Here is a 14,864-nt window from a genome sequence, read left to right on the forward strand (position 1 = left end):
ATGCGTTTTTTTATAACAGATGATGATTGTGCCATACGTTCAAACCTAAGCCAAATTATAGAAAACGAAGATTTAGGTGAAGTGGTGGAGGAAGCGGAAGATGGCAGTCTATTAGAAGGGCATATTTTGAATTTAAAACAAATTGATATATTATTTATTGATTTATTAATGCCCATCCGGGATGGCATTGAGACACTTCGCCATATAAAAAGTACATTTAACGGGAAAATAATAATGATTTCGCAGGTTGAATCCAAGGAGTTGATTGGCGAGGCATACTCACTTGGAATCGATTATTATATTACTAAACCAATCAATCGGATTGAGATATTGACAGTCATTCGAAAAGTTATGGAACGCATCCATTTAGAAAGATCGATCACTAATATCCAAGCCTCTTTAAATAGTGTATTGAACTTTGAACAGCCAAAAGTTGATAATTCCAATAGTTTTAATGAAAAAAGTATAAGGGAGGTGGGTGAATTCCTTTTATCGGAATTAGGGGTCGTTGGAGAAAATGGCGCAAAAGATTTAATGGAAATGCTTCAGTATTTATTTATGTATGAACGGACTTTTACATTTGGAAAGCAATTCCCAACCCTTAAAGAAATCTTTGTAGAAATCACCAAAAAAAAGCTCGGAACAGCAGCTCTGCCGGTTGATATCAATCGGGAAATAAAAGCTGCCGAACAGAGAATACGCAGAACGATTAACCATTCGTTAAATCATTTCGCTTCGCTAGGTTTAACGGATTTTTCGAATCCGAAGTTTGAAAATTACGCTTCCAAATTTTTTGATTTCACAGTCGTTCGCCAAAAGATGAAAGAACTGCAAAATGATTCAAAAATAGTTCTTACACCTACCCGGGTAAATACAAAAAAGTTTATTCAAGTATTTTATTTCGAAGCGAAACGATTGAATCCTGATGAAATAAATAGATATAGATAATACATGATTAAATACGAAAAATTACGGAAGAACCAAAAAACATAAAATCCCCTGAATGATTTCAAGGGATTTTAACAATATCTTATTTTTTCAACAATAAATACATGAAATAAGGTGCACCGATCAATGCAACCATGATACCTGCGGGAATCCCCTCGGGTTCAATTATATTTCGGCCTATCGTATCGGCAAGCAGCAATAGCCACCCACCGATTAAAATGGCAACCGGAATGAATAGTTGATTTCGAGGTCCTACCAAGGATTTTGCTATGTGCGGGGACATAAGTCCAATGAATGCAATTCCGCCTGTAACAGAAACGGCAGCCGCTGCCAGTGCCACAGCCGTGATCAGCAGTACGATCCGCTCCTTTTCAATCGATACACCGACCCCAATTGCGACCGGTTCACTTAAACCAAGCAGATTCAAACGATTTGCTTTATATAAGGTGAATGGAATGAGGATGACTAACCATGGAATGATTGCCCAAATGAAAGGCCAATCCGTGCCCCATATATTTCCTGCCAACCATTTTGCGATGAAATCGACCTTCGCTCGTTCCGCTGACGAAATGAGGACAATCATCAGGCCTGAAAGCGCCATTGAAAAACCTACGCCGATCAACACTAACCGGACGGGTTCAAGTCCACTCTTCCTCTTGTATGAGAGGATATATATTAAACAGGCCGTCAGTAACGCTCCGATAAAACCAACAAGCGGAACCATATAAACAAATGAACCAGCGTCAAGCGGGAAAAACAAAAAGAATGCGGCAATGGCAACACCTGCTCCTGAGTTGATCCCGATGATTCCGGGATCGGCTAAATCATTACGTGTGATCCCTTGTAGAATGGCTCCCGACAGTGCAAGGGCCATGCCTGCTAAAAGGGTGATGATGATACGCGGTAAGCGGACGGAAAATAATATGAATTCCTCTTTAAACGTCCCTTGCCCGAAGAGCGTTGGAAACAGTCGTCCTATAGAAAGATTGGAATACCCCGAACACGTCCCTATAATGATCGTAATGATGATGAGTGCACTCAATGCACCTATTATCCAACGCTGTTTTTTGACTAAAGCTGACTGTATCATGAAAATGCTTTACCTCCTTTACGCACGATTAGGAGGAAGAAAGGTAAACCTATCATCGCAACAACCGCTACCACAGGTGTTTCATATGGAGAATTGATCGTACGGCCGATCGTATCGGCAAGCAGCATGAAAGTGGCTCCCAAAATCGCAGACATAGGGAGGATGAAGCGATAATCCGTACCCACGATAGCCCGAACGATATGTGGGACCATTAACCCGATGAACACCATATTTCCGACAAGCGCAACGGCAGCCCCTGCCAGGAGAATGATGACCACGAAGAGAACCGCCTTTATCTGTGTTGTCTTTTGCCCTAAGCCTACGGCCACTTCTTCACTTAAACTAAGTATGGTGAGCTGTCTGGAAAAGATAAGGGAGATGAGGATGCCCATCAAAATGAACGGAACGATTACACGAAGCTGCTCCCATGAAGTTCCGATATTCCCGCCAGCCGTCCACATCGATACATCTTTTGATACCTTGAAATATATGCCGACCCCTTGCGAAACGGCAAATAGGAATGCAGAGACTGCAGCACCAGCCAAAACGATCCGCAAAGGTGAAAATCCTCCCTTTTTCATCGTACCGATTCCGAAAACCATGGTTGCCCCGACAGCGGAACCTATAAAACACGCAATCATGATCCCTAAATTATTAGCATTTGGAATGAATGCCAAAGTGATGGCGAGACCTGCATTGGCTCCAGCCGTCAATCCAAGCAATCCGGGATCGGCAAGTGGATTTCTTGTCATTCCCTGCATGATGGCCCCAGAAACGGCAAGGGCTGCACCCACAAAGATTGCCCCCACTTCACGAGGGAAGCGGATTTCCCGAATGATTGAAATCTTTTCACCGACAGCATTTGATGTCAGTGCTTGCCAGACGTCTTTAACGGTAACATCAGCCGCACCAAATGCCATTGAAATAATGAACATGCCTATAAAGGCGACGATCGCTATGATCAGTTTACTTATAAATGGGATGAAACGTTGATTTTCATTAGTCATCTGTCTCTCTCATTTCTTTTTTTATAGAATAAAAGGAGAGGAATTGGAATCCCTCTCCCTCGCTGTATTATTTTCCAAGAAAACTTTTGGAAAAGAAGTCTAATTGGTAATCTAATGTGATTGGATCATTGAAGTAGAATTTTTTTGCATCAGCTTCATACAGTTTATTGTTTTTAACGGCAGGTATGCTTTTAAACGTGTCAGTTTGTTGGAATGAATTGTCCTGATCTTTGTTATTGCTCAAAATCACATAATCACCTGCATAGTCTTTAAGGACTTCTAATGATAAGGCAAAGTAACCATCTTTCAGCGCCACTTCTTTTACCTTTTCAGGCATACCCAATTTCATTTCTTGATAAAGGATTTCCGTTCCACGTCCCCAATTATCACCGTATACATAGAACTGTTTGTCAAACTTTTCGAAAACGGAAACGGTAGCATCTTCTCCAATTTTGGCTTTAATTTCATCACCGGTTGTTTTTGCCCGTTTTTTGAAATCATCCACCCATGCTTGAGCTTCTTTTTCTTTATTCAAAAGTTTACCGATTTCTACATGTTGTGTTAAATAGTCAACTTTTCCGTATGTATAAGTTACGGTTGGAGCAATTTCCTTTAATTTATCGACATTTTTAATCGTCGATAAACCAATGATTAAATCCGGATTCAACTCGATGATCTTTTCCAGGTTTTCGTCCGTCACTTCTTCCACATCTTTTAACTCTTTAAAATTCGGGTTCATTTTAGACCAGGAATCAACCCCTACAAGGTTAACATCCAAAGCCATTACGTTACCTGCGAAAGATGATAGTACTAAAACACGCTGAGGATCTGCGGGAACTTCAACAGGACCATTTTCAGATTGATACGTGATGGTACCTGATTTTTCTTTTTTGGAAGAGGAGCTTTTTTCTTTTTCGGCTGACTCGTTACCACAAGCGCTAATAATTAACACTAAGAGCAGTATAAACGGAAACATTATCTTTTTCATTTGTTGTCAAATCTCCTTTTAGTAAGTTGTATGTGCTGCACATTGGTTTGTTCGTTCGTTGATCTCGTCCGATTACCGCATCAATATGGAATACTTCCTTAAGAACATCATGAGTGATGACTTCTTCACAATCTCCTGCTTTGACTATTTCCCCGTCCTTTAAGGCAATGATATAGTCGGCAAAGCGAGCAGCTTGGTTTAAATCATGAAGAACCATGACAATTGTACGTCCCTGTTCTACATTCAGCCTCTGTAATAATTCCAGAACCTCCAGCTGATGGGCCATATCCAAATAGGTGGTCGGCTCATCAAGGAAGATGATTTCCGTTTCCTGGGCAAGGGCCATCGCAATCCAAACACGCTGGCGCTGACCTCCTGACAGAGCATCCACGGGACGGAACTTGAAGTCTTTCGTGCCGGTCACTTCAAGTGCCCAATCAATCACATCATAGTCTTTCTGGGTCAGGCGCCCAAAACCTTTTTGATAGGGAAAGCGCCCATATGATACGAGCTCCCCAACCGTCAATCCGCTTGCACTCTCGGGTGTCTGCGGAAGTATGGCCATTTTTCTTGCAAGGATCTTAGTGCTTTCTTTTGAGATATTAACCCCATCTAAAACAACCGTACCTGATTGATTTGGAATGATTCTGGTGATCGCTTTCAATAGTGTCGATTTCCCACATCCATTTGAACCGATGATCGTTGTGATTTTTTTATCTGGAATTTCCACACTGAGATCTTTTACAATTAAACGTTCACCATAACCAATATTCAAATTCTCTGTATATAGGCGAACCATTTTTTAACCTCCATTTACTGAAAAAAATAGATAAGTAAAAACTCAAATGAAAATGATTATCATTATCCACTACTTAATTACTATAATTCTATCTAAATATATTGTCAATGGTAATTTCATGGTCATATAAGAAGAATTTCTGACAGGATTCTTGGGGCCGGTCCGTATTACCGACTGACAATGAAAACAAAGATCCCGGAGACGTTCCCGGGATCTTTACTGTTTGGCTCATACTCAGCACTTTGTCAAAAACCTTCCTAATAGGCCATTTTCATTAATCAATGTTTCTTAAATCCTTGCTTCTCAACATAATCTTTCATGTACAGCCTGCTTTTCTTTCCAAGCATTCCTGCCATTTGCCCGGTCCAGGTGTCTTTTCGTTTACCTTTACTCCGAAGCTCATAATAACTGGAAATCGTTTCATTATACTCTTCAAGTTGTCCGATGAACTCTTGCTTATCCCCCTGATATCCATTTTCATGATAAATATTGGCCAACGGCAAACGCGGCTTTTTATCCGAACGGTTTTTCGGATATCCGACCGCTAGAGCGAATAATGGTATAACACGATGCGGTATATTCAAAATCGCTGACACTTCCGGGAGATTATTGCGGATCCCGCCTATATAGCAAATGCCTAGATCCATCGATTCTGCCGCCAATGCTGCATTTTGGGCCGCTAGAGCCGCGTCAATACAGGCAACCATGAATTTCTCGGTACTTTCAATCGATTCGGACAGGTCCGTGTTTTCCATTTCGGAAACCATATCCTGACGATATAAATCGGCGCAAAAGACGAATAGATGTCCATTCTTCTCTACATATGACTGTGGTCCAGCAAGTTCGGCAAGCTTGGCTTTCTTTTCCGGGTCGGTTACCCCTATGATTGAATACGCTTGAATATAACTTGAAGTCGATGCAGCTTGGGCACATTCCACAATCGTATTGATTTGCTCCCCAGACAATAACTTGTCCTCAAAAGAACGAATGGAACGGTGATCTAAAATCCTCTCAATAATGTTATTCAATGCTCCCACCCCTAAAGAATATGTAAAGTATCCATCATCGGGGCTGAAATGCCCCCGATGACAGTATTGATGAAACTCAACCTTTTGTTTTCAAATCCAATTCACGGTAATTTTGTTGTCTAAGTGCTTCATAAACCAAGATGGCTGCCGTGTTCGACAGATTAAGGGAACGTACTTTATCCGTCATTGGAATCCTCAGGCACCGATCCATATTTTCTTGGATCAGATCTTTCGGGAGACCCGTCGTTTCACGGCCAAAAATGAAGAATATCTCACTTTCTTGATCACTGTAATCGAAGCTGGAATGCGGCTGCTCCCCAAATTTCGTCAAGTAATAAAATTCACCGCCGGCGTTTCTTTCAAAAAACTCTTCTAACGAATCATAATAATGGATCTTTACATTCTCCCAGTAATCGAGCCCGGCCCGTTTGAGCTGTTTGTCATCCGTCGAGAAACCGAGCGGGCGAATGAGATGTAAAGACGTATCCGTCCCTGCACATGTTCTTGCGATATTTCCTGTATTTGCTGGAATCTGTGGTTGATATAAAACTACATGTATTGACACTTCATTTTCACCTCTAGTTTGAACTTCACCTTAATTATAGCATTAAACAAAAAAGACTAAAAACCTATCACCCTCCATCCAAAATCACAAAGAATTTATAAACGATGTTCGGTGTATATCTGGTTGAATCCTCATACGTCCAATATCGGTGACGGCTGTTCATCGTATGTGCATTCACAAGCGGCATCCCGTCCTGATCCTTCGCCGTTACAATCAAGTTATGGTCAAACCGTCCGTCCCCTTCGAAATCTATGCAGAGGATATCGCCCAAATTCAATTCCTTGGCCGACTCCACCTGCTTTGTCCTGATGGCATTCCCGGCTTTAAGCAGATGATATAAAGAATGGGCTGTCGTCCATGTATAACTCCAGCTTTTCCCCCTTATCCACCAGCCCTTACTTTTATTTGGCGCCCCCCACATCGGTATTCCCCCTGCATGTAAACATTGTGAAATGTAATTCGTACAATCATCGGTGAATTTATAATAAGCCGGATTGAATTCATTCCACCAACGCTCGGCATATTGAACGGCCTTCATTCGATCATACCTATATGCGAGACGATCTGCGCCTGGATCACATTTTGGCGGTGCCTCTTCGGTTTCAAAGCTGGGAATCAACTCATTTTCATCCACTATATACCCATTTCTAAACCGTGCCTCCCTTTCTTCCAGTTCTTCTTCTATATAAAATGAATCTTCCTGTTTCAATAGATATTGCAGATGGACATGATAGGTCAGGACTGTATCCCTGTCTTCCTTTCTCTTCGAATGTACCTTGCCTGCCGCATTCACCCGAACAATTTCGGCGGCGCGGTTCCTCAACATTTTCTTCTTCAAATGTAACTTCCTTTCACCCCGTTCCAGATCATCTGTAGTATAAAACTCCACTCTTTCTTGTAAAAGGCGTTGCAATTGTTCCCTCAAGTTCATGCCCTCCTTCTTACCATCTATGCTAATGTGTATGTACGAGGGCATGGACAAAAACACAACTTCATAAATGTGGGAGTTTCAATCCTCCATAATGAAACTTTTTATAAAGATTTTCCTTGAAGCACCCGAAATATCTTAAGCAAAAAAGCCGCCCCGTTATATTTACGAGGCGGCTGCATTTTAAATATTATTTTGTTTCCAAGGTAAACTGCAGTCCTTTCTCAATTTCCGCCAATACCTCTTCATCCTTTTCCTTCATTCGTGCTTCTTCCAATGCGGAAACAGCCTGCTCCCGGCCAATTTTCCCAACTGCCCAGGCCGCCGTCCCCCTGATGACGGGTCGCGGATCATTCTTCATGACCTGTATCAATAGAGGCAATGCCGTTTCATCTTTGAAATGGGCCAATGCTAAAATGGCATTTCGTTGGATTGGTTTTTTACCGCGCCAAGAGCCAGATACATGGCCGTATGTCTCTTTGAAGTCCCGATTTGAAATCGTAAGCAGGGGTTTTAACAGCGGTTTCGCCAGCTCGGGATCGGGTTCCATCTCTTCATGAAAATGAAAATCCATTCCTTTGTTTTTCGGACAAACGGTCTGGCATGTATCACATCCATACAAACGATTGCCTATTTTCGTCCTGAACTCATCCGGAAGGAAACCTTTTGTCTGTGTCAAGAACGCAATGCAACGCTTGGAATTTAGCTGCCCGCCCTGAACGAGCGCTCCAGTCGGGCAAACATCGACACATTTATTGCATGTCCCGCATTGATCTTCCATCGGTTGATCCGGTTCAAACGGCAGGTTGGTGATCATATCTCCCAAGTATACATAAGACCCGAACTCAGGTGTGATGATCATACTGTTTTTTGCACTCCAGCCAATACCTGCACGCTCAGCCACTGCCCTATCTGATAACTCACCCGTATCAACCATGGACTTCATCATTGCCCCTGGCACTTTATCTTTAATGAAATTCTCAAGTAACTGCAATTTATTACGGAGAACGGTATGATAATCCGTTCCCCAAGACGCCCGGCAAAAGATCCCGCGGCGTTCACTTTTTGTACTTTGCGGAGCATCCTTCAATTTCGAAGGATAAGCAAGCGCAATCGAAATGATGGATTGCGGTTTATCGAATATCAATTCAGGCCTTACCCTTTTTTCTATATCGGCTTCTTCAAACCCTGACTGGTAATCCAGTTCCTGTTGACGTATCAGCCGACCTTTCAGTTCGGTGAAAGCCGTAGCCGAAGTAAAGCCGATTTTATCGATGCCGATTTCCTTACTATATAAAATCACTTCTTGCTTGAATGCGTTCATATCCATATTAATCACCTACGTTCATTCAGTATTCCCATTGAAGCTTGAATCCATTTCAAACCATTGCTATCTATGATAAACTAATTGCAATCATTTTTGGAGGTGAAACGGTTGGAAATTACCGTATCAGCTAATCTTAGCAGTAAAATCCCTGAATTCAAAGCCGGGGTCATTACATATGAAAACATCGAAGTCGGTCCCTCCCCGCAAATGGTGAAAGGAAGACTTCAACTATTTCAGGAAGCTCTATTCTTCGACCTTGAAGAAAAGGAATTGACCGACTTTTCCGGCATTAAAGTGTGGCGGGAAATTTTCAAGGCTACAGGAACAAACCCGTCACGGTATCGTCCCTCCGTGGAAGCCCTATACCGCCGCGTGAAAAAACAGAATTACTTGACACCAATCCATTCGGCCATCGATTTGAATAACTTCTTCTCACTGTTATATGAAGTTCCGATCGGCATTTATGATGCTGAAAAATTAACGGGAGACATCTCGATTAAGATTGGCGAGGGGGCAGATGGGTATGACGGTTTGAACGGTCGCTTCAATTCCATGGAAAATATGATTACCTCAGCCGATCATGCTGGCGCATTCGGAAGTCCCTACGTTGATTCAGAACGCACGAAAGTCACTGAGGAAACGAAAAAAGCCATCCAAATCATTTATTTACAACCCAATACTTCAACCACGGAAGCAAATCAGCTAACGAAATCCTTGATGGACATGTTCCTTGAAATCCACGGTGGTGAAGGGACTTACTCGGTTATGGAAGGATAATTACGGAAATAAACCCTTTCCACAATCGGAAGGGGTTTTTTCATTATTGTTCCACTTAATAAAACCAGTGAAAAAGGTTCTTAAAATTTTCTTTTCAGTCGATTCCAGAAATCCGCTCCCTTTCCGCCGACTGTCTGCCAAGCCTCCTCGACGTAAACGTCTCCGGGGTCTCGGCTAGCCAGTTATTGGAATGTCCCATATTTCTTCCATCCTTTAAGGATTAATGTAAAAAACCTCAAGGATCACCTCGTCTTAAACTTGGTTCGGGAAAAGTCCAGCCTATAGGTATTCTTAAATTACATTTCAGTCGATTCCAGAAATCCGCTCCCTTTCCGCCGACTGTCTGCCAAGCCTCCTCGACGTAAACGTCTCCGGGGCCTCGGCTAGCCAGTTACTCGGCAGGAGTGTCGCATATTTCTTCCATCTTTTAAGGATTAATGTAAAAAACCTCAAGGATCACCCCGTCTTAAACTTGGTTCGGGAAAAGTCCAGCCTACAGGTATTCTTAAATTACATTTCAGTCGATTCCAGAAATCCGCTCCCTTTCCGCCGACTGTCTGCCAAGCCTCCTCGACGTAAACGTCTCCGGAGCCTCGGCTAGCCAGTTTTCGGCAGGAGTGTCGCAACTTTCTTCCATCCAATTAAGGAGTATTGGAAAAAATATGAAAGATAAATTAGTCTTAAACATGGTTCGTGATGAAACCGGCCTGCAGTTTTTTCTTTTAAAACACAAAGTTGATTGGAACGTAAGGTACGAGACTCCTGCGGGAAAAGCGTGGCATGTGAGACCCCGCAGGCGCGCCGAGGAGGCTCCCGCCCGCCCGCGGAAAGCGAGTGCCTGAAGTGGAAATCAACCTTCCCATTTTACAAACCCACAGAAAAAAGACTGTCGGCAAACAACTATTATCTAGTTTGTAGACAAAAGGGTTCTATCAAAATAAAACAAAGTAAATTGGAACGTACGGTACGAGACTCCTGCGGGGAAAGCGTGGCCAAGGGAGACACCGAAGGCGAGAGCCAAGGGCGGACCGCCCGCGGAAAGCGAGTGCCTGTAGTGGAATCAACGATCAGATTTGCTAACCCTCAAAAACACTTTCCGTTTTACCCCAGAAATTCATTCCCTTCCCTCCGACTGTCTGCGAAGCCTCATCAAAGCAAACGTCTCCGAGGTCCCGGCTAGCCGATTTGCAATGGTTACCTTCTGCCTTTCGATTGATAATCAACGATGCTACATAAGCCTGGCACGCCTTTCTCTTCCCCATTAGCAAAAAAAGCACAAACTTATTCAAACTGATTCTACTAAAATAGTTAATCATATTGACTAAGTTTGTGCTGCATCGAAATCCCCACACTCCCGGATGAAGGATTAATCAAAAATTTTTTGGGTATGACATACTGTATTACCGCTTCGATGAAATGCAGGCAATTTGGACAATAAAAAAATCCCACTGTAAACAGTAGAATTCTTGTAATAATATTTAAACGCAAAGCTTCGTTCTCCAGGTAACGAAACCCTACGTTATGAGTATGTATTGGAGCGGGTGAAGGGAATCGAACCCTCATCATCAGCTTGGAAGGCTGAGGTTTTACCACTAAACTACACCCGCATATCCTTGTAGAAGTTTGTCGAATTACCAATCAACAAAATTAATTATATAGTTTAATGTGAAAAAATGCAATAGTTTTTTTAAAAAAAATTAATAATTAGCGTATTGTAACGTTAATATATTCATTCACTCTAGTAAGTATGTTAAAAAGTCCTCTGATTCAGAGAACTTTTTTCATCCTATATGATGATTTAAGACCAAATGACTTCCATTAAACGCGGATAAACCTGTTGTGCCGTTTCAAGCAGCATGATTAACTTCCTGAACGCCAGATCCGGTACGATATCCCCCTCGATGGAGAATGAATAACGAATCGAAATGGTCCCATTTTCTTCATAAAGCTTGGAATACCTGAAATTAGCATTAAATTCATTTAACAGTGTATGTACATCCTGCTTCTTTTCAGGGTTCTTCAACTCGGCGACATTAAAGCAAAATAAGTCCGCCACATTTTCATCTTGATTGAAAGCAAATACTAAAAGGACCTTCCACCCGTCCTTTAACTTTTGCTCGGCTCTAAAAAAGGTGGTGCCATCTTCATTCAACTCATTCATATAGATTTTCTCACTAGTTAAAAAATCACGAAATTTAGCAACGTTTGACATGGTTCATCACCTTTCTGTTCATAAGTCCATTTTATAATGAAAACAAGCATTTTTACAGACTTTTCTATTATCCTGCCAATTTCCCCCTATTAACAGGGGCGACCTTAAAAGGAAGGGTTTCATATATGAACTCCCTTCCTGGATTGATTATCCAGTTGCTTCTCCGCAAAACTGAAGCGCTACTTGCAGGTCCAAAATTCTCTGGCGGATTTTTGAGTATCGTTCCATTTCAGGAACTTCTTTATTCGTAAGTGGTGGACCTTTATCTGCCGCTATCGTCATGGTTTATCCTTCAAATGGTTTAAGAGATACCACTAATATATATTTACTTGAAAGGAAAACGGCCTTTTCCCGATTGAATATCGAAAAAGGCCGCTTTTGTTATAGCTGCTTAAAAATCACAACGAAGAACCTTCCTCAGCTTTATTTCCATAAAACTTATAGTTGAGCGAATTCGGGTTCCGCAACTTTTACAAGCTGTTTTCCGAGGTTCGTTCCTTTAAACAGACCTAAAAATGCATCCGGTGTGTTTTCGAACCCTTCAATAATCGTTTCTTCATACTTAAGCTTTCCTTCTTGAAGCCACTTACCTAATTCCGTAGCACCCTCCTGGAATCTAGCAGCATAATTTCCAACTGTGAAACCTTTCATTAGTGCACTGGTTTTGATCATTGCCGATTGCAGACGCGGTCCTAGATCCTTTCCTTCCGCGTTATATGAGGAAATCGCCCCGCATAATGGAATTCGGGCATTCGCATTCAAAAGTGTAAAAACAGCATCGGACACCTCGCCGCCAACATTATCGAAATAAACATCGACTCCATCAGGAACAGCATTGGCTAAATCTGTCGCAAAACTATCACTTTTATAATTTACCGCTCCATCAAACCCGAGCTCTTTCGTTAAGTACTCAAGTTTTTCATCCGAACCAGCGATGCCAACAACCTTCGCACCTTTAATCTTAGCAATTTGTCCGACTACTGAACCAACTGCTCCAGCCGCTCCTGAAACGACTACCGTTTCACCTTCTTGAGGTTTACCAATATCAAGCAAACCAAAATAAGCAGTTAAACCTGTCATTCCAAGAATCCCTAAATGAGTTGTGACCGGTGCCACCTTGGGATCAATCACACGGATTTCCTTTTCAGTGACAACTGTGTATTCTGCCCAGTCGATATTCCCAACAACGACATCCCCTTGTTTGAAGGAACTCGATTTCGACTCAACAACTTCAGCAACAACGCCCCCCGTGATGACCTTATTCAATTCAAATGGAGCTATATATGATTTGGTATCTTGCATTCTGCCACGCATGTATGGATCGACAGATAAATATAGTGTACGTACTAAAATCTCATTATCCTTCGGTGTGGGAACTGCACTCTCAACAAAGTTAAAATCCCCTTTCGAAGGCATACCTTTCGGACGATTTGCCAGGGTGATTATTTGTTGTTTGGTTTGTGTCATCATTGTTCCTCCTTGGTTTGAATACGTAATTTCGAAAAGAAGCGTATCACTGATGAAGTTCTTAGGTCAAAGAAAATGATTGGCTATTGCTTCCATAACACTATTTATGTATCCTTTCCTGAAAACCTCAAACTTGCTACAGCCTATTATGTCCCATGTTTTTCATTTTAATAAACGTTTCGCTCACCAGAAAAATTTAACGGCCTTTCCCCGATTGGATACCGGAAAAAGGCCGCAGCTTGAAATACTCTTTTTTTATTTTCCGTTACAGGGCTACTGCCCATTCTTCTTATGAACTAATTCATGGATAGTCTACATCAATTTTGAAATGAACATCGTTGCAATTCCAAAGTAAATTAGTAACGAGAGTATATCATTCAGTGTTGTAATTAGCGGACCAGACGCAACTGCGGGATCGATGTTGAATTTATATAATATCAAAGGAATAATGGTCCCAGCTAAAGTCCCGATAATCAAGGTCATCACCAATGAACTTCCCACCACTAATCCCAAAACGGGATTTCCCTGCCAAACATAAGCTATGATGGAAATTAATATTCCGCAGGTGATGCCTATTATCAAGCCAACTTTCAGTTCCCGTATAATGAGCCTGGTCACGACTCCTTTATCCGTATCACTAGTGATTAGGCCTCTTACAACAACAGCTAAAGATTGAGTGCCTGTATTTCCAGTCATCCCTGCGATCATCGGCATAAAGAAGGCAAGTGCAACAACTTTGGACAAGGTTTCTTCAAAACCGCTTATAATGGTTCCGGACACTAATCCGATGAATAAAAGTAAAATAAGCCAGGGCAGCCGACGATATGCGGCCACATGCGCCTTCGTGTCAAAGTCTATAGCTTTACCGGATGCCGATAATTTTTCAATATCTTCATTCGCTTCCTTAATGACAACATCAATAATATCATCGACGGTTACAATTCCTAATAACTCATTATTTTTTTCAACTACTGGAATTGCTAAAAAATCATATCGCTCGATAACGCGAGCCACCTCTTCTTGGTCTTCATCTGCAGATACGGAGATAACCCGGCTGTACATAATATCTTGAATTTTTTCAGATTCATCATTTATTATTAAATCCCGATACGAGACAACACCTACTAATTTTTTACCATTATCTATTACATAAAGATAGTTGATCGTTTCCGAAAACTCCGCAAAGATTTTCAGTTTTTCAACTGATTCACGCACCGAATAATGTTGGGGGATCCATACAAAACGGTTTGTCATGATTCTCCCTGCCGTTTCAGGGGGATAATTCATGATATTTTGAACGATTTTTGATTCTTCTTGTTTCATGCCAGAAAGAAGTTCTTCGATTTTTCCAGGGGATAGGTCCTCTAACAATGAAGCTAGATCATCATTATCCATTAAATCCATTACATGTCCGGATTTTTCTATTCCCAATTTACTAAGAATTTTTAATTGATGGACTTTCTCAACTTCTTGAATCAGTTCAGCGATTTGTTCTGAATCGAGTAACAACAAGAAGCGTGTATGATGTTTTTCTGGGAGCCCCTCAAAAATACGCGCAATGTCATATGGTTGGAGTTCATCCAATATCGCTTGAAATTCTTTCTTTTTCCTTCTTTTAATACCTTTATGATCTGTAAAGTCATTTGATCTTCCGTCAGGACTTTTATCATCTTGTCTCTCACTCCTTTTTAGGGGAGCCAAAAAATATTTCCCTTAAATATTAAAAGT

At 41.6% G+C, this 14,864-nt stretch carries 13 protein-coding genes, 1 tRNA gene and 1 pseudogene; 2 read left to right on the forward strand and 13 right to left on the reverse strand.

Annotated elements, in window-relative coordinates; all coding sequences use genetic code 11:
* Positions 1 to 948 carry a response regulator gene (locus A6755_RS22385; protein WP_034315164.1) on the forward strand — a complete coding sequence of 316 codons (948 nt, stop codon included), beginning with the start codon at positions 1 to 3 and terminating at the stop codon, positions 946 to 948.
* A gap of 82 nt (positions 949 to 1,030) precedes the next feature.
* On the opposite strand, the gene A6755_RS22390 is transcribed toward A6755_RS22385, so the two are convergent.
* The 8 genes from A6755_RS22390 to queG form a co-directional block, all read right to left on the reverse strand.
* Complete coding sequence (locus tag A6755_RS22390) at positions 1,031 to 2,038, reverse strand: FecCD family ABC transporter permease (RefSeq protein ID WP_057275625.1); 1,008 nt, start codon at positions 2,036 to 2,038, stop codon at positions 1,031 to 1,033.
* Positions 2,035 to 3,045, reverse strand: coding sequence for a FecCD family ABC transporter permease (locus A6755_RS22395; protein ID WP_034315169.1), 1,011 nt, complete (start codon positions 3,043 to 3,045; stop codon positions 2,035 to 2,037). Before A6755_RS22395 ends, A6755_RS22390 begins: the two co-directional genes overlap by 4 nt.
* A 67-nt stretch (positions 3,046 to 3,112) precedes the next feature.
* Positions 3,113 to 4,033, reverse strand: a complete 921-nt coding sequence (locus tag A6755_RS22400; protein ID WP_063592003.1) for an iron-hydroxamate ABC transporter substrate-binding protein — start codon at positions 4,031 to 4,033, stop codon at positions 3,113 to 3,115.
* The gene (locus A6755_RS22405) at positions 3,984 to 4,832 is read right to left on the reverse strand and encodes an ABC transporter ATP-binding protein (RefSeq protein ID WP_063592004.1); all 849 of its coding nucleotides are present in this window, start codon (positions 4,830 to 4,832) and stop codon (positions 3,984 to 3,986) included. The genes A6755_RS22400 and A6755_RS22405 overlap by 50 nt, the downstream gene beginning before the upstream one ends.
* 278 nt (positions 4,833 to 5,110) lie before the next feature.
* A complete protein-coding gene (gene nfsA, locus A6755_RS22410; RefSeq protein ID WP_063592005.1) occupies positions 5,111 to 5,860 on the reverse strand; it encodes an oxygen-insensitive NADPH nitroreductase in 750 nt (249 codons plus the stop codon).
* A gap of 76 nt (positions 5,861 to 5,936) precedes the next feature.
* Complete coding sequence (gene trmL / locus A6755_RS22415) at positions 5,937 to 6,425, reverse strand: tRNA (uridine(34)/cytosine(34)/5-carboxymethylaminomethyluridine(34)-2'-O)-methyltransferase TrmL (RefSeq protein ID WP_034315177.1); 489 nt, start codon at positions 6,423 to 6,425, stop codon at positions 5,937 to 5,939.
* A 67-nt stretch (positions 6,426 to 6,492) separates the two neighbouring features.
* Positions 6,493 to 7,350: an amidase domain-containing protein gene (locus A6755_RS22420; RefSeq protein ID WP_063592006.1), complete on the reverse strand. Its 858-nt coding sequence runs from the start codon at positions 7,348 to 7,350 to the stop codon at positions 6,493 to 6,495.
* 193 nt (positions 7,351 to 7,543) lie between these two features.
* Positions 7,544 to 8,683 (reverse strand): tRNA epoxyqueuosine(34) reductase QueG, encoded by a 1,140-nt coding sequence (queG, locus tag A6755_RS22425; RefSeq protein ID WP_063592007.1) that lies wholly within the window; start codon positions 8,681 to 8,683, stop codon positions 7,544 to 7,546.
* A gap of 105 nt (positions 8,684 to 8,788) precedes the next feature.
* Between queG and A6755_RS22430 the strand changes: the two genes are divergently transcribed.
* Positions 8,789 to 9,457, forward strand: coding sequence for a B3/B4 domain-containing protein (locus tag A6755_RS22430; RefSeq protein WP_063592008.1), 669 nt, complete (start codon positions 8,789 to 8,791; stop codon positions 9,455 to 9,457).
* Positions 9,458 to 10,990: 1,533 nt separating this feature from the next.
* On the opposite strand, the gene A6755_RS22445 is transcribed toward A6755_RS22430, so the two are convergent.
* The 5 genes and pseudogenes from A6755_RS22445 to mgtE form a co-directional block, all read right to left on the reverse strand.
* Positions 10,991 to 11,064, reverse strand: a tRNA-Gly gene (locus A6755_RS22445).
* A gap of 191 nt (positions 11,065 to 11,255) precedes the next feature.
* A complete protein-coding gene (locus tag A6755_RS22450; protein ID WP_034315193.1) occupies positions 11,256 to 11,669 on the reverse strand; it encodes a YbjN domain-containing protein in 414 nt (137 codons plus the stop codon).
* Positions 11,670 to 11,816: 147 nt separating this feature from the next.
* On the reverse strand, positions 11,817 to 11,951 hold the full coding sequence (locus A6755_RS28030; RefSeq protein ID WP_283867164.1) for a hypothetical protein: 135 nt from the start codon (positions 11,949 to 11,951) through the stop codon (positions 11,817 to 11,819).
* A gap of 156 nt (positions 11,952 to 12,107) precedes the next feature.
* The gene (locus A6755_RS22455; RefSeq protein WP_034315195.1) at positions 12,108 to 13,136 is read right to left on the reverse strand and encodes an NADP-dependent oxidoreductase; all 1,029 of its coding nucleotides are present in this window, start codon (positions 13,134 to 13,136) and stop codon (positions 12,108 to 12,110) included.
* 312 nt (positions 13,137 to 13,448) lie between these two features.
* Positions 13,449 to 14,806, reverse strand: a pseudogene (mgtE, locus tag A6755_RS22460) (magnesium transporter).
* Positions 14,807 to 14,864: the final 58 nt, after the last annotated feature.

It is taken from the genome of Peribacillus frigoritolerans (assembly GCF_001636405.1).
Lineage (GTDB): Bacteria > Bacillota > Bacilli > Bacillales > DSM-1321 > Peribacillus > Peribacillus frigoritolerans.